The organism is Ureibacillus sp. FSL E2-3493, assembly GCF_038077515.1.
GTDB lineage: Bacteria > Bacillota > Bacilli > Bacillales_A > Planococcaceae > Ureibacillus > Ureibacillus halotolerans.
Genome location: NZ_JBBOPK010000001.1, coordinates 3,229,618 through 3,252,387 on the forward strand (window position 1 = coordinate 3,229,618; position 22,770 = coordinate 3,252,387).

The following is a 22,770-nucleotide window of genomic DNA, read 5'->3' on the forward strand; positions in this document are numbered from 1 at the left end:
AATTAGAAATTAAAGGAGAGAAAAAAGGTGTCTGTTTTCTTAATAGCAAAAATACTTGGCGGTATTGCATTTGTGTTGATTCTAATCAAAACTTTATTCTTTAATACAGAGAAGAAAAAAGAAGATAAGTATCTAATTTACACACTTCTTCTAATTATCATTTCTGTTAACATTTCAATCTGGGTTATTGCAGCAACTAATTCCTAAAATAAAAAGAAAGGTGGATCCGGTTTAAGGGAGTCCACCTCAATTAAAAAATCACATATCCAATTGGATATGTGATTTAATTTATTAATATAATATATACTTAAATTCAAAATCATAGTCTTCATAATTACTTATTTTTGATAAGTAGTTTTCAATTTCTGATTGAAAACATTTATAACGTTGATTCCAGAATCCATTTTCATCTGTTCCCCAAACAAATAATGTTCCAAACACTTCTCCACTTTCTTCACGATAATTAATTGAAGACAATCTATTATTATCACTTAATATTTCTAACACTTCATCTCTAAAATCCCAACCACTCAATAAGTTACCTTTACTCTGTAAGTCGTTTAATAAATTATAAATTTTATGAACAAATATCTTACTTACTTCTAGCTCTTCAAATATTATTGTTTTGGATGCTAATCGAAATACTAGTTCGTCGTAACTTGATAATAATTTTATTCGATCAATTCTATAAATCTTATCGAAAATGACTATTTCTTGAGGTGTGTCAATTATAAAATCTACATCAACATTACTTATGCATTCACCGGTAATATCTGACCCACCACTTAACTTATTAGCAATCACATCAACAATTTGTATTTGTTTCATTTCCTTTTTATTCATAGTATTTCTCCTTTTTGATATATTAATAGTTTCCAAACATTAATCAAGTAATTAAAAGCAGCGACTCTGAATTCAACTACCTCATAAAATATTTTTTTAACTGTTTTCCTATCCAATAACCCATATGAACAGGTACGGCATTTCCTATTTGTCTATATGCATCATTGTCTGTCCCTTCAAATTCAAACCAATCTGGAAAACCTTGAAGCCTAGCATATTCAATACGTGAATAAGGTCTAATTGATTTTCCATCATTAATTAATCGAGTAGAACGATCTTTGGCATAGTGTGCTACACATGTAGGAGCTATCCCATCCAAATCTGTTATAATTGGCTTATCCCGATAATTACCTTCTAAACGTTTTTTAACATAATTAGGAGTGTATACTTCAGTACCCACATCAATAATGTCACGCATTTTTATCGGATTACACTCAGGGTATTCTAAGTTATCAAAAGGTTTTTTTGTTCCAATTACTATTAATCTTTTTCTCTCTTGAGGTAGCCACATATTAGCATTTACTGGACATTCAACCCGTACATAGTAGTTAGGAAGTCTTGTCATACATTCCATAACAACTTGAAATTTTTTCATACCAGGAACATTTTCTATTACATATGCTTCAGGTTGAGCTAAAGCAATATGTCTAAAAAAGTGAAGAAATAAATCATCACCAGTTCGTGTACCATGAATATCAGCGATATTACTATATTTAGTACATGGAAATGTACCAATATAAATATCAGCATCTTGTTGATCTAATACAGTTATTTTAGTTATATCAACTTCACTAACTTTATGAGTAAAGTTTTTTCTTAGCGTTGCACAAGCTTTTCGGTCAATTTCAAAAGATTCTACAATCTCAATACCAGCCATAGTCATCGCTAGATCTATGCCACCCGCCCCGCTAAAGTAGCTTTTCGCAGTAATCATCTTATCCACCGCCCATATTTATCTTAAACATTTTGATTGAGGTGTTCCCATAAATTAAAGGCAAATCTTCTAGCTGTACCTAAACACAGCAGAACATCGCCTTAGTAAATTCTTATTCAACATTCTCTTTGATAGCAGTCAACATGGATGAATCCTAATTTCCCGCTATTATCATAATCAAACCAACCACCTTTAGTTGTTTGATCGTCCGTTGATATTCGCTCATCACATACCGAACAGCACCATGAGTCTGCGGACGTAATTGATAACCCTTCCACGCACCAACCTGTTTTTATGCTAGTTTTAGCCATGTATTTTCCCTTTTCAGTACATACATTTTAATAACTACAAACAACAAAATCTTTCACATTCGTTTGTGTTGGAACAAGAATTAATTTTTCGTTAGATTACTAATCTCTTCCTCCATTTTTAAAATGATTTCTTCTTGTGAAGAATACGGAAACGAAAAACCTGGTCTATTTTTTCTATTAATGGCTAAGTAAACTCCTTTTGGCCTACCTTCTTTACCTTGGATACTATGGTAAATAGTGCTTTCTTGAAAACTAACATCAAAAGATAGAGATTCATTTACGGTAATCAGTAAATGGTAACTCTTTATATATTCACGTATCTTTACACAATATCCATTTTTATTTGCCCATTTATTTACCTTCGTTAATTTACTCATTACTGTTGTGTATGGCAAAATAAAAATGCAGAGCTTTGCAAAGGAAAAATGCAGAGTCCTTCACTAATTTTGTGCAAAAAAAATAGACTTGCCAGTCACCCCAAGTCCCCGCTACATTAATTGTGTCGAAGCAATTTTGTAGTGGAGGTTAAGAAAGGATGCTAGCAATGTCTGATATTAATTGTATCAAAAAGTTAAGAAATGAAAAAGGTCTTTCAATCTCTGAGATTCAAAGAACTATGAAAATAAATTGGAGAACCGCTAAGAAGTATGCGGATGAAGATCAAATACCGCAGGAAAAATTATTTAAAAAGAAAGGAATGATGTATGAAGAGAAATGGGGAGAGATTGTATCAGATTGGCTATTTGAGGATTCAAAATTAAAGAAAAAGTCCAGAAGGACAAAGAAGCAAATGTTTGAGGAATTAAAGGATTTAGGGTTTCAGGGATCTTATCGAACGGTTTGTTACTTTATCTCTGAATGGAAAAATACACATCAAGAGGAAAAGGACAACGGTTATGAAAGATTAGAACACCCTCCGGGTGAAGCACAAGTGGATTTCGGAGTTATGGAGGCAGTTCAAGATGGAGAAATTGTCGATATTCATGCTTTAGTGATGTCATTTCCGAATAGTAATGCAGGTTATTCAGTGCCTTTACCTTCTGAAAATCAAGAATGCTTTCTATACGGCCTTAACATTCTATTTAAACAAGTTGGAGGAGTACCAAAAAGGATAAGGATAGATAACTTAACTCCAGCAGTCAAAAAAACTAGAACAAAAATTGAAGAAGCCCAACTAACCGATGAATTTATACAATTTCAAAACTATTACGGCTTCGACGTTCAGGTATGTAATCCTCGCAGTGGGCATGAGAAGGGAAATGTAGAGAATAAGGTAGGGTATGTACGTTATAATTTCTTTACTTCGGCACCAATCATGGAAAGTTATGAAAGTTTGACAGATCAATTATTTCATAGATTGGAAGCTGATCGTAATAGAATCCATTACTCTAAAAACGTACGGATAGAAGATTTATGGCAAGAAGAAAAGAAATATCTACTCGCATTGCCTGAAAAGCCATACCCTGTGTTTAAAGAGGAATTTGTTAAAGTTAATAAATACAATGAAATAAAAGTTGATCAGTCGTTAATTCATGTACCAAAGGGTGCCAATTATAATCAGTTACAAATGATACTCACATGGGATCAATTAAAAATTGTTTCACCTAACGGTGAAATATTATTGGATGACTATCGCCCATATATGAAAAAACGTAAAGCTTTACCATGGCTATCCATCATTAAGACATGGATTCAAAAACCGCGAGTAGTGGAATATTCCCGCTACACTAAGTATCTACCAGGAAGAGTTAAGGAGTTTTTGTTAGTTGATAACTTGATTATTCGTCGAAAAAGATTAAATGGCTTAGCAAATTTATTAGTTACTCATGATATGAAGGGTATTAATGAAAATTTTTATGAATTAATTGCGGAGGAAAAGTTGCCTGGTGAAAATGATCCATATGAGGTAGATTGGATTAAATATGATTCATTAGCCCCTATAGAGGAGGTCGCCAATGAAACAAAATATTAGAGAAATCTGCAAAACTTTAAGACTAGCTTATGTTGCGGATGTATATGAAAAAATTAGTTTTGAAAATCCAGAGCAATTCCTGTATGGGGTACTTGATGAAGAATTAAAATTAAGAGAAAATGCCAAAATTAATCGGTTAATGAAAAAAGCTAAATTCTTAGATAAAAAAAGCCTACATACTTACGAGTGGACCGAACAGATTCGGTTCCCTCCCCATTTAACTAAAGAGGAATTGTGTAGTTTAAAATTTATTGAAAACCGACAAAATATAGTTTTAGTTGGTTCACCAGGAACAGGTAAGACTCATTTAGCTACAGGATTAGGTAGAAAAGCTTGTGAACGAGGGTACGAGGTCCGCTTTTATCGAATTGCACACTTGGTTGAGGAATTAGAACAAGCATTGCATAATCACCGTTTATCAGTATTTAGAAAGCGCATGGAGAAGGTAGATTTAGTTATTTTAGATGAAATGGGTTATTTACCATTTAGTAAAGAAGGAGCTGAATTATTATTTCAAATCATTTCGGAGTTTTACGAGCAAAAAAGCGTGATTATTACATCCAACTTGGAATTTAGTCAATGGAACAAAATATTTACAGACTCTCGATTAACAGCAGCGTTAGTGGACAGACTAATTCATCACGCTCATATTATTTCATTTCATGGTGAGAGTTATAGACTGTCCCACGCACTGTCAAAAAGAAACTAATTGGGTGGCAAACTTCTGCATTTTTAATTGCATTTTTCTGCACTTTTCTATTGCAAAATACAATAGAAATAAAAAAAAGATTAGAAGCCTTTTACCGAAAGGTAGAAAAAGCAAATATTCCGGCATTTTTAAAGGCCATTCAAACGCTAAAAAATTGGCAAGTTGAAATTTTAAATAGTTTAAGTTTTGGATATTCAAATGGTTTTTTAGAAGGAATTAATAATAAATCAAAAGTTTTGAAGCGTAATGCTTATGGTTTTAGAAGCTATGAACACTTTAAAGCGAAAATTTTATTAAATAATTTATCTAAGAAAATTGGGATTCATTTAGGATAATCGGGGTGCCGTGTAATATCACTTCACCCCAACATTTGACATAGAACCTTTAAAATAATCAAAGCCGGTGAAATTTTACTTATCGTAAAATTTCACCGGCTTTTCATTTCAGAGGTGGGTTTTGTCCCAGCCTCTTTAATTGCCTAGCAACGTCCTACTCTCACAGGGGCACCCCTCAACTACCATCGACGCTTTCTGCGAAGCGCGATGACACATCGGAAAACTGCGTCATCTGCGTCAGTCCGATGCTCATGTACCAAGTACACTGCGCTTCGGGCTTCCTTGATTCCTTGTTTTCCTCGGTCCTCCCGCTTCTCGAGTTTTTTTCTGTACCTTTGTTTGTTTTTAAACGCGCCGACCAAGCCTTCGGCTTTTGTATGTTGGGGGCTGACTTTTTGGATATAAAAAAGACCACTGAATTTCAGTGGTCTTTAATTGCCTAGCAACGTCCTACTCTCACAGGGGCACCCCTCAACTACCATCGACGCTTTCTGCGAAGCGCGATGACACGTCGGAAAACTGCGTCATCTGCGTCAGTCCGATGCTCATGTACCAAGTACACTGCGCTTCGGGCTTCCTTGATTCCTTGTTTTCCTCGGTCCTCCCGCTTCTCGAGTTTTTCCTTCTGCATTTTTGATCGTTCTTAAACGCGCCGATTAAAGACTTCGGCTTTTGTATGTTGGGGGCTGACTTTTTGGATATAAAAAAAAGACCACTGAATCTCAGTGGTCTTTAATTGCCTAGCAACGTCCTACTCTCACAGGGGCACCCCTCAACTACCATCGACGCTTTCTGCGAAGCGCGATGACACATCGGAAAACTGCGTCATCTGCGTCAGTCCGATGCTCATGTACCAAGTACACTGCGCTTCGGGCCTCCTTGATTCCTTGTTTTCCTCGGTCCTCCCACTTCTCGAGTTTTTCTTCTGTACTTTTGTTTGTTCTTAAACGCGCCGACCAAGCCTTCGGCTTTTGTATGTTGGGGGCTTTTTGGGTTTTTTGGGTATAAAAAAAGACCACTGAATCTCAGTGGTCTCTATTTGCCTAGCAACGTCCTACTCTCACAGGGGGCACCCCTCAACTACCATCGACGCTTTCTGCGAAGCGCGATGACACATCGGAAAACTGCGTCATCTGCGTCAGTCCGATGCTCATGTACCAAGTACACTGCGCTTCGGGCTTCCTTGATTCCTTGTTTTCCTCGGTCCTCCCGCTTCTCGAGTTTTTCCTTCTGCATTTTTGATCATTCTTAAACGCGCCGATTAAAGCCTTCGGCTTTTGTTTGTTGGGGGCTTTTTGGATATAAAAAAAAACCACTGAATTTCAGTGGTCTTTAATTGCCTAGCAACGTCCTACTCTCACAGGGGGAAGCCCCCAACTACCATCGGCGCTAAAGAGCTTAACTTCCGTGTTCGGTATGGGAACGGGTGTGACCTCTTTGCCATCATCACTAGACTATTTAGTTGAGAGCTTGTTCTCTCAAAACTGGATAAAGACATTGAATGCATTCAAGATTTGGTTAAGTCCTCGATCGATTAGTATTCGTCAGCTCCATGTGTCACCACACTTCCACCTCGAACCTATCTACCTCATCGTCTTTGAGGGATCTTACTTACTTGCGTAATGGGAAATCTCATCTTGAGGGGGGCTTCATGCTTAGATGCTTTCAGCACTTATCCCGTCCACACATAGCTACCCAGCGATGCCTTTGGCAAGACAACTGGTACACCAGCGGTGTGTCCATCCCGGTCCTCTCGTACTAAGGACAGCTCCTCTCAAATTTCCTACGCCCACGACGGATAGGGACCGAACTGTCTCACGACGTTCTGAACCCAGCTCGCGTACCGCTTTAATGGGCGAACAGCCCAACCCTTGGGACCGACTACAGCCCCAGGATGCGATGAGCCGACATCGAGGTGCCAAACCTCCCCGTCGATGTGGACTCTTGGGGGAGATAAGCCTGTTATCCCCGGGGTAGCTTTTATCCGTTGAGCGATGGCCCTTCCATGCGGAACCACCGGATCACTAAGCCCGTCTTTCGACCCTGCTCGACTTGTAGGTCTCGCAGTCAAGCTCCCTTGTGCCTTTACACTCTACGAATGATTTCCAACCATTCTGAGGGAACCTTTGGGCGCCTCCGTTACCTTTTAGGAGGCGACCGCCCCAGTCAAACTGTCCACCTGACACTGTCTCCTACCCCGCTAAGGGGTATGGGTTAGAATTTCAACACAACCAGGGTAGTATCCCACCGACGCCTCCCTCGAAGCTGGCGCTCCGAGTTCTCTGGCTCCTACCTATCCTGTACAAGTTGTGCCAAAATTCAATATCAGGCTACAGTAAAGCTCCACGGGGTCTTTCCGTCCTGTCGCGGGTAACCTGCATCTTCACAGGTACTATAATTTCACCGAGTCTCTCGTTGAGACAGTGCCCAGATCGTTACGCCTTTCGTGCGGGTCGGAACTTACCCGACAAGGAATTTCGCTACCTTAGGACCGTTATAGTTACGGCCGCCGTTTACTGGGGCTTCAATTCAGAGCTTCGCTAATGCTAACCCCTCCTCTTAACCTTCCAGCACCGGGCAGGCGTCAGCCCCTATACGTCACCTTACGGTTTTGCAGAGACCTGTGTTTTTGCTAAACAGTCGCCTGGGCCTATTCACTGCGGCTCTCTCACGAGAGCACCCCTTCTCCCGAAGTTACGGGGTCATTTTGCCGAGTTCCTTAACGAGAGTTCTCTCGCACACCTTAGGATTCTCTCCTCGACTACCTGTGTCGGTTTGCGGTACGGGCACCTCCCGCCTCGCTAGAGGCTTTTCTTGGCAGCGTGAAATCAGGTACTTCGCTCAATAGAGCTCCCCATCACAACTCAACGTTATAGGAAGCGGATTTGCCTACTTCCACGCCTTATTGCTTGGGCGCGCATATCCAACAGCGCGCTTACCTTATCCTACTGCGTCCCCCCATTACTCAAACGGCGGGGAGGTGGTACAGGAATATCAACCTGTTGTCCATCGTCTACGCCTATCGGCCTCGACTTAGGTCCCGACTAACCCTGAGCGGACGAGCCTTCCTCAGGAAACCTTAGTCATACGGTGGATGGGATTCTCACCCATCTTTCGCTACTCATACCGGCATTCTCACTTCTAAGCGCTCCACCAGTCCTTCCGGTCTGACTTCAACGCCCTTAGAACGCTCTCCTACCACGGACATCAAAGATGTCCATCCACAGCTTCGGTGAATCGTTTAGCCCCGATACATTTTCGGCGCAGCGTCACTCGACCAGTGAGCTATTACGCACTCTTTAAATGATGGCTGCTTCTAAGCCAACATCCTGGTTGTCTAAGCAACGCCACATCCTTTTCCACTTAACGATTACTTTGGGACCTTAGCTGGTGGTCTGGGCTGTTTCCCTTTTGACTACGGATCTTATCACTCGCAGTCTGACTCCCGTGTATAAATATCTGGCATTCGGAGTTTGTCTGAATTCGGTAACCCGAGATGGGCCCCTAGTCCAAACAGTGCTCTACCTCCAGTATTCTTAATCACGAGGCTAGCCCTAAAGCTATTTCGGAGAGAACCAGCTATCTCCAAGTTCGATTGGAATTTCTCCGCTACCCACACCTCATCCCCGCACTTTTCAACGTGCGTGGGTTCGGGCCTCCAGTGAGTGTTACCTCACCTTCACCCTGGACATGGGTAGATCACCTGGTTTCGGGTCTACGACCACGTACTTAATACCGCCCTATTCAGACTCGCTTTCGCTACGGCTCCATCTTCTCGACTTAACCTTGCACGTAATCGTAACTCGCCGGTTCATTCTACAAAAGGCACGCTATCACCCATTAACGGGCTCTAACTACTTGTAGGCACACGGTTTCAGGTTCTATTTCACTCCCCTCCCGGGGTGCTTTTCACCTTTCCCTCACGGTACTGGTTCACTATCGGTCACTAGGGAGTATTTAGCCTTGGGAGATGGTCCTCCCGGATTCCGACGGAATTTCACGTGTTCCGCCGTACTCAGGATACACTCAAGAGAGAATGAACTTTCGACTACGGGGCTTTTACCCTCTGTGGCAGACCTTTCCAGGTCGCTTCGCCTAATTCATTCTTTTGTAACTCCATATAGAGTGTCCTACAACCCCAAGAGGCAAGCCTCTTGGTTTGGGCTATTCCCGTTTCGCTCGCCGCTACTCAGGGAATCGAATATTTTCTTTCTCTTCCTCCAGGTACTTAGATGTTTCAGTTCCCTGGGTATGCCATCATGACGCTATGTATTCACGTCAAGATACTGTTCCATTACGAACAGTGGGTTCCCCCATTCGGAAATCTCCGGATCAAAGCTTACTTACAGCTCCCCGAAGCATATCGGTGTTAGTGCCGTCCTTCATCGGCTCCTAGTGCCAAGGCATCCACCGTGCGCCCTTCATAACTTAACCTAAAAAAAGTTAGTTACTGCTCTTCTTGATTCAAGAAAAGACTTAAGAACTTTACGATAAATTACTTGAATTTTGTTGCTTTCAATGTCGTTTTATCCAGTTTTCAAAGAACAAGTTTTGAAGATTACTCTGAACCTTCAAAACTGAACACAAAACGTTAATGTTGATTGACCCAAGGTCAATCATTCCGTTATATATCCTTAGAAAGGAGGTGATCCAGCCGCACCTTCCGATACGGCTACCTTGTTACGACTTCACCCCAATCATCTGTCCCACCTTCGGCGGCTGGCTCCAAAAGGTTACCTCACCGACTTCGGGTGTTACAAACTCTCGTGGTGTGACGGGCGGTGTGTACAAGGCCCGGGAACGTATTCACCGCGGCATGCTGATCCGCGATTACTAGCGATTCCGGCTTCATGTAGGCGAGTTGCAGCCTACAATCCGAACTGAGAACGGTTTTATCGGATTAGCTCCCCCTCGCGGGTTGGCAACCGTTTGTACCGTCCATTGTAGCACGTGTGTAGCCCAGGTCATAAGGGGCATGATGATTTGACGTCATCCCCACCTTCCTCCGGTTTGTCACCGGCAGTCTCCTTAGAGTGCCCAACTAAATGATGGCAACTAAGAACAAGGGTTGCGCTCGTTGCGGGACTTAACCCAACATCTCACGACACGAGCTGACGACAACCATGCACCACCTGTCACCACTGTCCCCGAAGGGAAAACTATGTCTCCATAGCGGTCAATGGGATGTCAAGACCTGGTAAGGTTCTTCGCGTTGCTTCGAATTAAACCACATGCTCCACCGCTTGTGCGGGCCCCCGTCAATTCCTTTGAGTTTCAGTCTTGCGACCGTACTCCCCAGGCGGAGTGCTTAATGCGTTAGCTGCAGCACTAAGGGGCGGAAACCCCCTAACACTTAGCACTCATCGTTTACGGCGTGGACTACCAGGGTATCTAATCCTGTTTGCTCCCCACGCTTTCGCGCCTCAGCGTCAGTTACAGACCAGAAAGTCGCCTTCGCCACTGGTGTTCCTCCAAATCTCTACGCATTTCACCGCTACACTTGGAATTCCACTTTCCTCTTCTGCACTCAAGTCCTCCAGTTTCCAATGACCCTCCACGGTTGAGCCGTGGGCTTTCACATCAGACTTAAAGGACCGCCTGCGCGCGCTTTACGCCCAATAATTCCGGACAACGCTTGCCACCTACGTATTACCGCGGCTGCTGGCACGTAGTTAGCCGTGGCTTTCTAATAAGGTACCGTCAAGGTACAGCCAGTTACTACTGTACTTGTTCTTCCCTTACAACAGAGTTTTACGATCCGAAAACCTTCTTCACTCACGCGGCGTTGCTCCATCAGGCTTTCGCCCATTGTGGAAGATTCCCTACTGCTGCCTCCCGTAGGAGTCTGGGCCGTGTCTCAGTCCCAGTGTGGCCGATCACCCTCTCAGGTCGGCTACGCATCGTCGCCTTGGTGAGCCGTTACCTCACCAACTAGCTAATGCGCCGCGGGCCCATCCTATAGCGATAGCTAGATGCCATCTTTCAACATCTCATCAGGAGATAAAATGTATTATTCGGTATTAGCCCCGGTTTCCCGGAGTTATCCCCAACTATAGGGCAGGTTGCCCACGTGTTACTCACCCGTCCGCCGCTAACGTCAAAGGAGCAAGCTCCTTATCTGTTCGCTCGACTTGCATGTATTAGGCACGCCGCCAGCGTTCGTCCTGAGCCAGGATCAAACTCTCCATAAAAGAAAATTTGATAAAGCTCTAAATTTACACTGGCATCATAATGATGTCCAAAATTTTGTTTCAACTGTTAAGTTAAAACTGTATTTCATTAACGTTTTGTTGTTCAGTTTTCAAGGTTCAAATATGGAGCGGGTGATGAGAATCGAACTCACGACATCAGCTTGGAAGGCTGAGGTTTTACCATTAAACTACACCCGCATATGATATATACAAATTATGGCGCGCCCGGCAGGAGTCGAACCCACAACCTTCTGATCCGTAGTCAGACGCTCTATCCAATTGAGCTACGGGCGCGTATGAATGTATTGCAACTTGGTGCGGCCGAGAGGACTTGAACCTCCACGGGGTTGCCCCCACTAGGCCCTCAACCTAGCGCGTCTGCCATTCCGCCACGACCGCGTTCAATGAAGACACTATTAATTATACACCAATAAATACATTTGTCAAATAAAACTGGTGAGCCATGAAGGACTTGAACCTTCGACCCTCTGATTAAAAGTCAGATGCTCTACCACTGAGCTAATGGCTCTTTAAAAATGGCTGGGGTACCAGGATTCGAACCTGGGCATGACGGAATCAAAATCCGTTGCCTTACCGCTTGGCTATACCCCAATGGCGGTCCCGACCGGGATCGAACCGGCGATCTCCTGCGTGACAGGCAGGCATGTTAACCGCTACACCACGGGACCAACATCATTTTTCGTTTCTTCTTTTATATAAGTGGTGACCCGTACGGGATTCGAACCCGTGTTACCGCCGTGAAAGGGCGGTGTCTTAACCACTTGACCAACGGGCCATGGCTCCGAAGGTAGGACTCGAACCTACGACCGATCGGTTAACAGCCGATTGCTCTACCACTGAGCTACTTCGGAATATTTGCGACTCATCTTGTCGACTTTTATTATTATAGAGAGAGTTATAAAGAAAGTCAACACTTTAAATAAACTTTTTTTATTTTTTTATTTAAAAGTCTTTAAATCCTTATTTCTCAAGGGGTTGTAAGCTATCAATTAAACAACAGCTATTATAGAATGTACACTTTTATAAAAAAACATACAATCATTTATTTAACTTTTTTCAAATTCAATTGTGGGTATTAGACTTTTCAACCGTCATTAAGTGACCTCGACATTTTCCACACCGATATTTGTTTACATCCATTCTTCTTTTTCTTTCATACCGTTGTTTACATTGAACACATTCATAAATATAAAGCTTTGTACTACGTCCCTTCTTATTTTCTTCTATAGTAGAACAAAAACGGGGTGCCCCTACCTTTTTTAACAATGTTCTAAAATCTGTGTCGCGGTGTTTATAACCCATTCCTCTTATATGAAGATGATAATGACATAGTTCATGAAGAATAATTCCCCTTAACTCTTCCATCCCAAATTTTTCGTACGATTTTTTATTAAATTCTATATTATGACTTCTTAATAAGTAACGACCACCAGTTGTACGCAGCCTACTATTGAAATATGCTTTATGTAAAAAAGGTTGATTAAAATATTCCATTGATAATTTTTCTACTAATAATTGTAGTTGCTGATCCGTCATCGTTATCCCCCCGTGTACAAATGTACCATATCCATTCAAATCGCTGCAAAATATGAAAAAACTCTGATTAATAAACAAACTATTAATCAGAGTTATTGTATTATTGGTTTATTTGGTTTTCAGGTGGAATCATCGTTAAAGATATACGACCCTTTTCAACTTCGACTTTATCAACCCAAACCGTGACGATATCTCCTAATGAAATAACTTCTAAAGGATGCTTTATACGACGCTTTTGAAGTTTGGAAATATGAACTAAACCATCTTGTTTTACACCGATATCAACAAATGCTCCAAAATCAACTACATTTCGTACAGTCCCTTGTAGTTCCATTCCTACTTTTAAATCTTCCATTTTTAGTACGTCCGTTTTCAGTAACGGTTGTGGGAAGGCATCCCGTGGATCTCGAGTAGGTTTCATTAATGTATCTACAATATCTTTTATCGTTACTTCCCCAACATCAAGCTCACTACTTAATGTTGTTAAATCAATATTACCAAGAGATTCCTCACACTGTTTAGTACCGACATCCTTTTTCGATAACCCTACAATTGCTAAAATATCCTCCGCTAACTTATAACTTTCCGGATGAATACCAGTTGCATCAAGAGGGTTTTTTGCTTCTGGGATACGTAAGAAACCGATAGCTTGTTCATAAGTTTTTGCCCCTAAACGAGGAATTTTCTTTAATTGGGTACGTGATGTGAATTTGCCACTTTCACTTCTTACATTCACAATATTTTCTGCAACGGTCTTTGATAAACCAGATACATATTGTAAAAGAGAAGCAGATGCCGTATTTACATCGACCCCTACTTGGTTAACTGCCGTTTCTACAATAAACGTTAAAGATTCTGCAAGTTTCTTTTGAGAAACATCATGTTGATATTGCCCAACCCCAACAGCTTTTGGTTCGATTTTTACAAGTTCGGATAAAGGATCTTGCAATCTGCGTGCAATGGAAACAGCACTTCTTTGTTCAACTTGTAAGTCCGGAAACTCATTTCTCGCAACTTCTGATGCAGAATAAACGGACGCCCCTGCCTCATTAACAATAACGTAAGCAACTTCCCGTTCAACTTCCTTTAATACATCAGCTATGAATTGCTCTGTTTCCCGAGAAGCTGTCCCATTTCCAATGGCAATGATAGAAATTGGATACTTTTCTAAAATAGCTTTAACTACTGATTTAGACTTTTCCACATCCGGCTTAGGTGGGTGTGGGTATATAGCAGTTACCTCCAACATTTTCCCTGTTTCATCAACTACTGCTAATTTACAACCCGTTCGATAAGCCGGGTCTACACCTAAAACCATTTTACCGCGCATCGGTGGTTGTAATAAAAGACTTTTCAGGTTTTCAGAAAAAATATGAATCGCTTGCGCTTCTGCCTTTTCTGTTAAATCATTTCGTAATTCCCGTTCAATAGAAGGCTGAATTAATCGTTTATATCCATCTTCAATGGCCTCTTTTACATGAGGAATAGATGGGGATGAGGAATTTACAGGCAACCATTCCTTTTCCATTAATTGAATAACTCGATCCAATGGAACTTGAATCGTTACTTTTAAAATGTCTGCTTTTTCTCCGCGATTAATTGCTAATGTTCTATGGGGCACAATATGTTTTACTGGTTCCTCATACTCATAATACATTTCAAATACTTTCTTTTCATCTTTGTCCGCATCTTTAACAGAAGTAACGATTCGTCCCTCTCTCCAAGAAAGTTTTCGTAATTGATCCCGTATAGCTGCATCATCAGCAAAACGTTCAGCTAAAATATCTTTCGCTCCTATAATGGCCTCTTCTGCTGAAGTAACACCTTTTTCCTCATTAAGAAATGATAAGGCTAAAATTTCAACGTTTTCTTTTGAAAATTTCATCAGTTCCTCTGCTAAAGGTTCCAATCCTTTTTCTTTAGCAATCGTTGCTTTCGTACGACGTTTTTGTTTATATGGTCTATATAAATCTTCCACCCGTTGTAGAACGGTCGCTGCCTGAATCGACGCTTGCAGTTCTTCAGTTAATTTTCCTTGTTCATCGATTAAACGGATTACTTCTTCTTTTCTTTGTTCTAATTGTTGTATGTAATGATATCGATCTTCAATCGATTTAATTTGAACTTCATCTAGTGAACCCGTCGCCTCTTTACGATAGCGGGCAATAAATGGCACGGTATTACCATCTTCTAATAATTTTATAACTGCTTCTGCTTGGTGGGGCTTCACATTTGTTTCAGTTGCGATTATTTGTAACATTTTCTTTTCTTCCATCATTTCACAGCCTTTCTAGTTTACATAAGATAATATTAACATTTACTTACTACTTACTTCTATTGTTCATCATTACATTCCATTTTAAATAAAAAAGTCTACTCTTTAACAAACTATTTGAAAGAGTAGACTTGCCTTATTTTTCTACTAATTTTACCGATTTTAAAAATACTAACTACCATTTCCAACTGTAATAGCTTCCTGTAATTTTTTAATCGCCTTCCGCTGTATTCGTGAAACATGCATTTGGGAAATCCCTAACATCTCACCGGTTTCTTTTTGACTCAGTTCTTCAAAATAAGTTAACTTTAATATTTCCTTTTCTCGATTATCCAAAACTTCCATAGCTTCTCCAACTACAATTCGTTGATTTGCTCTTTCAAAACCTTCGTCCTCTTTACCAATTATATCTTGTAGGGTCACTGCGCTCCCATCAGAATCCGCCTCTATTGAATAATCCATAGAAAGTGCTTGGTAACTACTACTCATCTCCATCGCTTCTAAGATGTCTTCTTCTTCGACCTCTAGATATGTAGCAATTTCTTCAATAGAGGGAGACTTTTGCAATTTTGATGTTAAATGCTCTACTGCTACTTTTATTTTTGGCCCTAATTCCTTAATACGCCGAGGAACATGGACATCCCAAGTTTTGTCCCGTAAATAGCGTTTAATCTCACCAACAATAGTTGGAACAGCAAATGCCTCAAAACTTCTACCAAAGAATCTATCGAAACGTTGTATTGCTCCCAATAGGCCAAGCATACCTACTTGAACAATATCTTCATAATTCGGTTTACCATAAGCATATTTTTTTGCTATAGATTCTACAAAGTTTTTATAATGAATCACTAAATTATTTAAAGAAGCGTTATCTTTTGAAAGCTGATATTGCTCAATCCACCTTAAAATTTTATCGTTGGATGTTTGATAATGTGGTGATTGTTTCGTCATCATCTTTCACCTGCTCTCTCGTGACATATTTTGTCATGAAAACAGTGACTCCACCTTCGTTATTATTTACTCTCACCTCATCCATTAAAGTTTCCATTAAATAAAGGCCTAGTCCACCTTCACGTAATAATTCGACATTTTCATCTTCTTGGTAAGGTCCTATTTGGGATTTAATTTCTTCAAAATTAAAACTGTTTCCGTAATCAGATACCATCACTTCTATTTTATGATCATATAATGCATTACCTATAACAATTTCGCCATCGTCATAAGAGTCATAAGCATGTTGAACTACATTTGTAACAGCTTCGCTAACAGCTATTTTCAAGTCTTCTATTTGGTCATAGGAAAAGCCTACACGAGAAGCTAAACCAGATACCGTTAACCGAATCACACCAACGTATTGTGGCTTTGCAGGAACTCTGATTTCAATGTAGTCAAATGCTCGCATGGCTTATCCCACCTTCTTCAATATCCATCAATTCACTAAGCCCTGTAATTTCGAATAATCTTGTTAGTCGTGACGATAAGTTTACTAGTTTTAAGTTTGCATTTTCCTTTGTTGCTCGTTTGTAAAATGCGACAAATACACCAAGCCCTGTACTATCTATATAACTTACCTTTGATAAATCTAATTCAACTGATATTTCGGTAGAAAGGTGAATTTTTTCTAGTTCTTCTCTAAGAGTTGGTGCAGTGAAAGTATCGATTTCTCCTTCAATAAAACCTATAAGTAGATTCCCTTCTTTCCGAAATTGTATATTCACATCCATTGAGGACACCTCCAGTTTCCCTTATTTTTCTTTTCCCTATTAAAAAGCTTTTAAACTTATCTTTTTAATTCATTTTTTAATAATGACAATCGTAAAATCATCTTCTAGTTCGTAATTATGTAAAACTTGTAGCTTTTTATAAATGTTTTCACACATCTCCTGGGCATTTAAATGTCTGCAGGATAAAGCTAGTTCCTTTATATATTGTCTGGGATCAAAATTTTCTTGCTTTCGAAAATCCGTTACTCCATCAGTCATTAGAATGATAAAATCATTTTCATTTAATTTAATATCATGCTGAGAATATTTTACTTCAGGTAAAATTCCTAATAGCAGCTCCTTAGATTCTAAATCGTAATACACTTTCTCTCTTGAATCATAATAAAGAGGCGGTTCATGCCCTGCTGAACTCCATGTAAAAATATCCGTTTCTAAGTCGTATCGGCTATAACACATCGATACAAACATACTGTCATCTACACTTTTTTCAATTAATTGGTTTAACGCTTCAAGAACATAGGATGGATTACTATTTGCATATTCCAATGTATCCAAACCATATTTGACCATCGACATACAAAGGGCCGCAGGAACTCCTTTTCCTACTACATCCGTAACAGCGATACTTAAGTATCTTTTATGGTCATGCATAAAATGCACATAATCCCCATTCATTTTGCGAAGAGGGACAGAAACCATTCCTATATCTAAGTTTTCTGGATTTGGAATCGTCGTTTCCAACAACGTATTTTGGATTCTCGCTGCGACTTCCATTTCGATCCGTAATTCTTCTTGTTTCATTAATAAACTTTGATGTTCCTTTAGTTTCAAACCGAAGTGGACCATTACTTCTATTAAAAAGTCATAGGCATGGATAGTCGACTCCGGGAGATCTTCAATGATTTCTTCCAACGCCTGCTTATGTATACTAATAACCTCTTCTGGACTTACATTTTTTTGAATAAGTCGTTTAATAAAATTTTGACCAGTATATAAATTGCTTTCATTTTGATTGTGAATATAATTTGATAATATTATTTTGTAATCTCTCTTTAGCTGTTCCAATCAATCCACATCCTATCTTAGCCATTTTTCAACTTTAATAGTTGTCCCCTTCCCTACTTCAGATAAAATATGCATGGTGTCTACTAACCTTTTAACAGAAGACAAGCCTCCACCGTAAGAATCACCATCTTCTAGAATCTTTTGTACATCTAATATTCCAGGCCCATGATCTATTGAAGTAATTGAAACCCCTTTCTTATCATCCTTAACTATTCTTTCTATAATAATTTTCCCTACAGGGGCGTATTGAAATATATTTTTAGCTAACTCACCTATTGCGGTAGTTATTCTCGCTTGATCTACTTTATTAAAACCAATTATTTTCGCTTCTTTACGACCTAATTTACGTGCAGTTACAATATCTACCTCTGTTACTATTTCCACCGTTACCTTTTCTGTCATTACTGCACCCCATCTTAGTAGATTTTAGTAATTTTTGTTATAAACCTAATATATATTATCGAGTTACTCAACTTCAAATTTAAATCTATAATTAGCTTAAAATTCCGATAATTCAAGGTAGGAAAGTCTTAATTGCTAAAAATTAATCCGGGTTAAATTTCATAGTCGAACAATTTTCTGCATTATTTAACATTGTCCCCCTTTTTCTAAAAGTCCGGGAAAATATTGAATTTCTAAAAAAAATGACCTAAAAGTAACAATTACTTTTAGGTCATTTCCTTTTTATGTATTAAAATTTCATTAATCCTAGACTTATTTCCAATGCAACATCCACTTTATCCATAAGTTCTTCATCTAGCTGTGTAATCCGATCCGTTAGCCTAGACTTATCTATAGTACGCAATTGTTCAAGCAAAATTACCGAATTACGCTCAAAACCATACTTTTTTGCATCAATTTCGACATGTGTCGGCAATTTTGCTTTTTGAATTTGCGCAGTAATAGCAGCGATGATTACAGTTGGACTAAATCTATTTCCAATGTCGTTCTGAAGGATTAATACTGGCCTAGTACCGCCTTGTTCAGATCCTATTACTGGAGAAAGATCTGCAAAAAACACGTCCCCTCGTTTTACAATCAAAATGTCATCCCCCGCTTACGAGACGCTCTACCATATGTTCCGCTTCATACTCTACATGTAGACATTCGCTACAAATAGACAAATTAATTTGCGACATTTCCACATAGCCTTTCATTAAAGCTTCCCGTATTTGATTTGGTTGCTTGTGCGTCGACAATCTACGAGATGATATATAAACAAAACTTTCATTATCTCGAGATTTTTGCTCAAGAGTTTGATTAAATTCCATTAACATTTCTTGAGGAAATTCTAAAACTTCCTTTAATTCTTCTACTTTTTTCGCGTACAAAACAAGCACCTCCACAAAAACCGTACCATTTCCAAATTCTTTTCTCATTCTATCACCGAATAAGGGAGTTGAAAAGATAGATATAAAAAAAATGTGGCAATCCATGTAGTTTTAACGGTTTTTGATGAAGATTTTGTCGCAATTTACTATTTTTTGTTGTAGATTCTGGGCACTCTCGAGGTAATGATACAAGGAACCTCGTAGTTTATTGTCTCAACTTTTTCTGCCCATTCATCAATTGTTATTTCTTCGTTTTGTTGTTTTCCAATTAAAGTTACTTTTTCACCTATATTATATGCAGCTGGTAATAATATCATACATTGATCCATACAAATTCGACCTATTATTGGTGCACGTGTTCCATTTACCAATACATGTTGACCACTATATTTCCGAATTAAGCCATCAGCATAACCAATTGGGATTGTCCCAATATAAGAAGGTTCAGTAGCCGTAAATGTTGCTCCATATCCAATCGATTGACCCGGTTGAATTAACTTTACTTCAACTAATTCTGTTTCTAATGAGAAAGCCGTTTGTAACGGGAACGGTAATTTCGTTTTTACATAGGCAGAAGGTGCAAGCCCGTACATTGAAATTCCAAATCGTACTGCATCGTATTGAAGTTGTTGATCTTTTATTAACATTGTTGCAGTGTTAGCAGCATGTACAATTCGCGGTTTTACAGGTAAAGAGCTAATAAACTGTTCAAACTTACTTACTTGGTGATTGAAGTAGGTTTCATCCTCTTCATCTGCCGTAGCAAAGTGGGTGAATACACCATCAACAAGTAAATTATCAGAAGAGGAAATTGCCTTATATAAGTTCATCAAGTCTTCTATTGTTGTGACACCTATTCTACCCATGCCTGTGTCGATTTTAATATGTAATTTTAATGGATTAGATAGGGTTAATGCCTTCACTTGATCTACCCAATCAGAAGAAAATACGGTTAAAGTGATGTTTTCCTTTGCAGCAAAAGGAGCAAAAGAAACAGGGGCATAACCTAAAATCAAAATATCAATATTAGGGAAATGCTTGCGGATATGAAGTGCTTCCTCAGGTGTCGCTACAGCTAGCATGGTTGCCCCTGCTTCAATTGCTGTAGCAGCCACCTCTACATCTCCATGTCCGTAAGCATTCGCCTTAACAACTGCCATAATTTGAACACCTTTTTTGAGATGTTCTTTTAAACGTAGAACGTTATGTTTAATTGCTTCTAAATTAATAATTGCTCTAGTTGGACGGAAGTGCTGTATTTTTTGCATTTTTATTTTACCCTCTTCTACGATTTTCAAACTTCAAATTTTTGTCATTTTTAATATATTATATTCTCTCCAACTATCCTGTCCACCTATTTTTTATTTTAGACCGCCTGGCGTTAAAGAACTTGCGACTGCTATCATTTCATCTTTCGTTAAGTTATTCGATGCGATAAAGAATGACATGCCATCGCGTTCCCAACTAATCGAGTTATCTGTAATTGCTCCAATCGTAAATCCTAAATCTGCCGGATCACCTGGTGCATATACAGGTAGAGTTGACGTCTCTTCATAGACAATCGGTTGTTGTACAAGGGTGAATGATTTTTCCCCATCAAAGGTTAAAATAACTCGTTCTACCCCTTCTTCAGCAACCTTTTGCTCGTCAGCCAATGTCGCCCAGTCTAAAGTTGGATAATATGTTTGGAATTCTGTATTTTCTACTTCTGCACTTGCACTAGCAGTTTCTTCCTCATCCTCAGAAAACTTTTCTACTGCGTATTCACTTTCTTTATGTTGCATACCTAGATCAATATTTTTAAATGTAATGACCATTTGTTCTTCTTGAGCTTCGTTTAATACTGAAACGGAAGTTGGAAGCATTGTTTTCTTATCTACTACAATTTTTTGAGTTGGCATAATGCTTTTATGGTTATTTCTTGTAGCTGCAGTAAAGATGTAATTTTTGTCATCTTCTTCCATTTTCACTTTTTCATCTGCTAACAGATCTTCTGCTAATGCTCCGATAAGGTAGGCTTGGCTATTTTGTTTCGGCCATTCACTTTGGAACTTGTACGTTTTTCTTAAAGAAGGTGTAACAACAAAGACACCTTCCTTATTTCGGATAATCATCTGTGTAACATCTTCACCTTGTTGAGTTACTTTTACTCGGTAAAAATCCGGCTCTGTATGCCACACATTTACATCGTAAACTCTTGGTTCAGTACCTGTTTTAATTTCCATTGAGGCATCTAGTTCATATCCTTTTACATCATTCCATTTGTCATTTAGATCCTTTAAAACATCCTCCTGTGAATTTCCACCACAAGCCGCAAGCACTAGCACACTTAACAACATGACAATAAAAGCGATTAATTTGTGTCGCAAAACTCCATCCTTTCTTCTACTTTCAGCTCCGTACGTCAAATATATGAGTGGTTGTCTAATTTTATGCTATCACTTTTGGACAACATCCCAAATTATTATTCTGTTATGTAACTATTGCATTAAGATAATTTGGGCTGCCGCATACTCTTTTGTATGGGTAATACTGACATGTCCACTCACTTTTTTTCCGTCGAAAAATAAAGTTGGTTTCCCTAATTCATCTTTTAACACTTCAATTTGACGAAACTCACATCCTTTTCCAATGCCAGTACCATTCGCTTTTGAATATGCCTCTTTGGCCGCAAACCTCCCCGCTAAAAATTCAACTTTTCTCTGGTCTGATAATTGATGAAATAGTTCCAATTCCCGTTCAGATAATATCCGCTTTTGAAATTTCTCTGAACGTTCCATTGCCTTTTTTATTCTTGGGATTTCTGCTATGTCTAGTCCAATTCCTTTTATCATATGGATATTCTCCTTTTATTATTAATAAAATACAATGTATAATGAAGTTAGAGGTGAATATATGTTTATTCGTAGAGAAAACTTTAGCCAATTTATTAAATTTTATCCTGTTGTAACTACTCTCATTGCGATAAATTTAATTGTATATATTTTAACCGTACTTCCGATTATCGGAGATTATATTTTTTATTCGGGTATGAGTGTGAATTATTTAATTGAAGATGGACAATGGTGGCGAATAATAACTTCCATCTTTATTCATGGCGGATTTATACATCTTTTATTTAATATGTTTTCGTTATTTTTATTTGGCCCAGAACTTGAGAAAATAGCTGGAAAAGCTCGCTTTATTACAATTTATTTGTTAGCTGGTATTTTCGGTAACGTTGTTACATTTGTTTTCCAAGAAGGAATGTATGCTAGTGTAGGAGCTAGCGGTGCAATCTTTGGTATTTTTGGTGCTTTTGCTGCGCTAGTTTACTATACTCGACGTACAATGCCGCAATTAAAGCAAATCATTATGCCCCTCATTATTATAAGTGTGATTATTACGTTTTTATCACCGAATGTAAATAGTGCAAGTCATTTAGGCGGGTTAATTACCGGATTTTTACTAGGTCTATCCTATTTCTCCCCTAAGAATATTATTCGTTGGAGAAAAAATTTATAGAAAAAAGGCAATCTAATTG

General features: G+C 39.0%; 20 protein-coding genes, 8 tRNA genes and 3 rRNA genes. 5 read left to right on the forward strand and 26 right to left on the reverse strand.

Translation table 11 applies throughout. The features are described from left to right. Positions 1-27 precede the first annotated feature (27 nt). Positions 28-207, forward strand: coding sequence for a hypothetical protein (locus MHH69_RS16555; protein WP_122973741.1), 180 nt, complete (start codon positions 28-30; stop codon positions 205-207). Positions 208-291: 84 nt separating this feature from the next. Here the strand turns inward: MHH69_RS16555 and MHH69_RS16560 are convergent, their stop codons facing one another. The 3 genes from MHH69_RS16560 to MHH69_RS16570 all read right to left on the reverse strand — a co-directional run bounded on the left by MHH69_RS16560 (position 292) and on the right by MHH69_RS16570 (position 2,088). Further along, the gene (locus MHH69_RS16560) at positions 292-843 is read right to left on the reverse strand and encodes a hypothetical protein (protein ID WP_122973740.1); all 552 of its coding nucleotides are present in this window, start codon (positions 841-843) and stop codon (positions 292-294) included. 76 nt (positions 844-919) lie between these two features. Continuing rightward, on the reverse strand, positions 920-1,777 hold the full coding sequence (locus tag MHH69_RS16565; RefSeq protein WP_122973739.1) for a DNA cytosine methyltransferase: 858 nt from the start codon (positions 1,775-1,777) through the stop codon (positions 920-922). A 116-nt stretch (positions 1,778-1,893) separates the two neighbouring features. Continuing rightward, positions 1,894-2,088, reverse strand: a complete 195-nt coding sequence (locus tag MHH69_RS16570) for a hypothetical protein (RefSeq protein WP_122973738.1) — start codon at positions 2,086-2,088, stop codon at positions 1,894-1,896. 544 nt (positions 2,089-2,632) lie between these two features. On the opposite strand from MHH69_RS16570, the gene istA reads away from it, so the two are divergent. The 3 genes from istA to MHH69_RS16585 are packed head-to-tail and all read left to right on the forward strand — an operon-like array spanning position 2,633 to position 5,104. After that, positions 2,633-4,060 (forward strand): IS21 family transposase, encoded by a 1,428-nt coding sequence (gene istA, locus MHH69_RS16575; RefSeq protein ID WP_338322908.1) that lies wholly within the window; start codon positions 2,633-2,635, stop codon positions 4,058-4,060. Continuing rightward, positions 4,044-4,769, forward strand: coding sequence for an IS21-like element helper ATPase IstB (gene istB / locus MHH69_RS16580; protein ID WP_122973751.1), 726 nt, complete (start codon positions 4,044-4,046; stop codon positions 4,767-4,769). The genes istA and istB overlap by 17 nt, the downstream gene beginning before the upstream one ends. Next, positions 4,769-5,104, forward strand: coding sequence for a transposase (locus MHH69_RS16585; protein WP_445954578.1), 336 nt, complete (start codon positions 4,769-4,771; stop codon positions 5,102-5,104). The genes istB and MHH69_RS16585 overlap by 1 nt, the downstream gene beginning before the upstream one ends. A gap of 1,338 nt (positions 5,105-6,442) precedes the next feature. Here MHH69_RS16585 and rrf read toward each other — a convergent pair. The 23 genes from rrf to acpS form a co-directional block, all read right to left on the reverse strand. Beyond that, positions 6,443-6,558 (reverse strand): 5S ribosomal RNA (gene rrf / locus MHH69_RS16590). Between the two features lie 60 nt (positions 6,559-6,618). After that, positions 6,619-9,538 (reverse strand): 23S ribosomal RNA (locus MHH69_RS16595). 204 nt (positions 9,539-9,742) lie between these two features. Continuing rightward, a 16S ribosomal RNA gene (locus tag MHH69_RS16600) occupies positions 9,743-11,295 on the reverse strand. The 16S, 23S and 5S rRNA genes sit together here with 8 tRNA genes alongside, the layout of an rRNA operon. A gap of 124 nt (positions 11,296-11,419) precedes the next feature. Beyond that, positions 11,420-11,493 (reverse strand) — tRNA-Gly (locus tag MHH69_RS16605). Positions 11,494-11,512: 19 nt separating this feature from the next. Further along, positions 11,513-11,589 (reverse strand) — tRNA-Arg (locus tag MHH69_RS16610). A gap of 19 nt (positions 11,590-11,608) precedes the next feature. Then, positions 11,609-11,694, reverse strand: a tRNA-Leu gene (locus MHH69_RS16615). A gap of 55 nt (positions 11,695-11,749) precedes the next feature. Next, a tRNA-Lys gene (locus MHH69_RS16620) sits at positions 11,750-11,824 on the reverse strand. An 8-nt stretch (positions 11,825-11,832) separates the two neighbouring features. Beyond that, positions 11,833-11,907 (reverse strand) — tRNA-Gln (locus MHH69_RS16625). A gap of 1 nt (position 11,908) precedes the next feature. Beyond that, positions 11,909-11,984, reverse strand: a tRNA-Asp gene (locus MHH69_RS16630). 32 nt (positions 11,985-12,016) lie between these two features. Then, positions 12,017-12,091: transfer RNA gene (locus MHH69_RS16635), tRNA-Glu, on the reverse strand. Position 12,092: 1 nt separating this feature from the next. Next, a tRNA-Asn gene (locus MHH69_RS16640) sits at positions 12,093-12,167 on the reverse strand. A gap of 211 nt (positions 12,168-12,378) precedes the next feature. Then, positions 12,379-12,852 (reverse strand): SprT family protein, encoded by a 474-nt coding sequence (locus MHH69_RS16645; protein WP_122972936.1) that lies wholly within the window; start codon positions 12,850-12,852, stop codon positions 12,379-12,381. A 100-nt stretch (positions 12,853-12,952) separates the two neighbouring features. Continuing rightward, positions 12,953-15,127, reverse strand: a complete 2,175-nt coding sequence (locus MHH69_RS16650) for a Tex family protein (RefSeq protein ID WP_341362785.1) — start codon at positions 15,125-15,127, stop codon at positions 12,953-12,955. A gap of 171 nt (positions 15,128-15,298) precedes the next feature. After that, positions 15,299-16,078: an RNA polymerase sigma factor SigB gene (sigB, locus tag MHH69_RS16655; RefSeq protein ID WP_341362786.1), complete on the reverse strand. Its 780-nt coding sequence runs from the start codon at positions 16,076-16,078 to the stop codon at positions 15,299-15,301. After that, on the reverse strand, positions 16,038-16,529 hold the full coding sequence (rsbW, locus tag MHH69_RS16660; RefSeq protein ID WP_122972933.1) for an anti-sigma B factor RsbW: 492 nt from the start codon (positions 16,527-16,529) through the stop codon (positions 16,038-16,040). The genes sigB and rsbW overlap by 41 nt, the downstream gene beginning before the upstream one ends. Then, the gene (locus MHH69_RS16665; RefSeq protein ID WP_122972932.1) at positions 16,516-16,851 is read right to left on the reverse strand and encodes an STAS domain-containing protein; all 336 of its coding nucleotides are present in this window, start codon (positions 16,849-16,851) and stop codon (positions 16,516-16,518) included. Before MHH69_RS16665 ends, rsbW begins: the two co-directional genes overlap by 14 nt. Positions 16,852-16,920: 69 nt before the next feature. Then, on the reverse strand, positions 16,921-17,916 hold the full coding sequence (locus MHH69_RS16670) for a PP2C family protein-serine/threonine phosphatase (protein ID WP_122972931.1): 996 nt from the start codon (positions 17,914-17,916) through the stop codon (positions 16,921-16,923). Between the two features lie 12 nt (positions 17,917-17,928). Beyond that, the gene (locus MHH69_RS16675; protein ID WP_122972930.1) at positions 17,929-18,318 is read right to left on the reverse strand and encodes an ATP-binding protein; all 390 of its coding nucleotides are present in this window, start codon (positions 18,316-18,318) and stop codon (positions 17,929-17,931) included. Between the two features lie 289 nt (positions 18,319-18,607). Continuing rightward, positions 18,608-18,958 carry a type II toxin-antitoxin system PemK/MazF family toxin gene (locus MHH69_RS16680; protein WP_122972929.1) on the reverse strand — a complete coding sequence of 117 codons (351 nt, stop codon included), beginning with the start codon at positions 18,956-18,958 and terminating at the stop codon, positions 18,608-18,610. Between the two features lie 4 nt (positions 18,959-18,962). Then, positions 18,963-19,193, reverse strand: a complete 231-nt coding sequence (locus tag MHH69_RS16685; RefSeq protein ID WP_241559360.1) for a transcriptional regulator — start codon at positions 19,191-19,193, stop codon at positions 18,963-18,965. Positions 19,194-19,393: 200 nt separating this feature from the next. After that, positions 19,394-20,515, reverse strand: coding sequence for an alanine racemase (gene alr, locus MHH69_RS16690; protein WP_122972927.1), 1,122 nt, complete (start codon positions 20,513-20,515; stop codon positions 19,394-19,396). A gap of 93 nt (positions 20,516-20,608) precedes the next feature. Then, the gene (locus MHH69_RS16695) at positions 20,609-21,586 is read right to left on the reverse strand and encodes a LolA family protein (RefSeq protein WP_406927628.1); all 978 of its coding nucleotides are present in this window, start codon (positions 21,584-21,586) and stop codon (positions 20,609-20,611) included. A 141-nt stretch (positions 21,587-21,727) separates the two neighbouring features. Next, a complete protein-coding gene (gene acpS, locus MHH69_RS16700) occupies positions 21,728-22,081 on the reverse strand; it encodes a holo-ACP synthase (RefSeq protein ID WP_122972925.1) in 354 nt (117 codons plus the stop codon). Positions 22,082-22,142: 61 nt separating this feature from the next. Between acpS and MHH69_RS16705 the strand changes: the two genes are divergently transcribed. Next, positions 22,143-22,751, forward strand: coding sequence for a rhomboid family intramembrane serine protease (locus MHH69_RS16705; protein ID WP_122972924.1), 609 nt, complete (start codon positions 22,143-22,145; stop codon positions 22,749-22,751). The last annotated feature ends 19 nt before the right edge of the window (positions 22,752-22,770 follow it).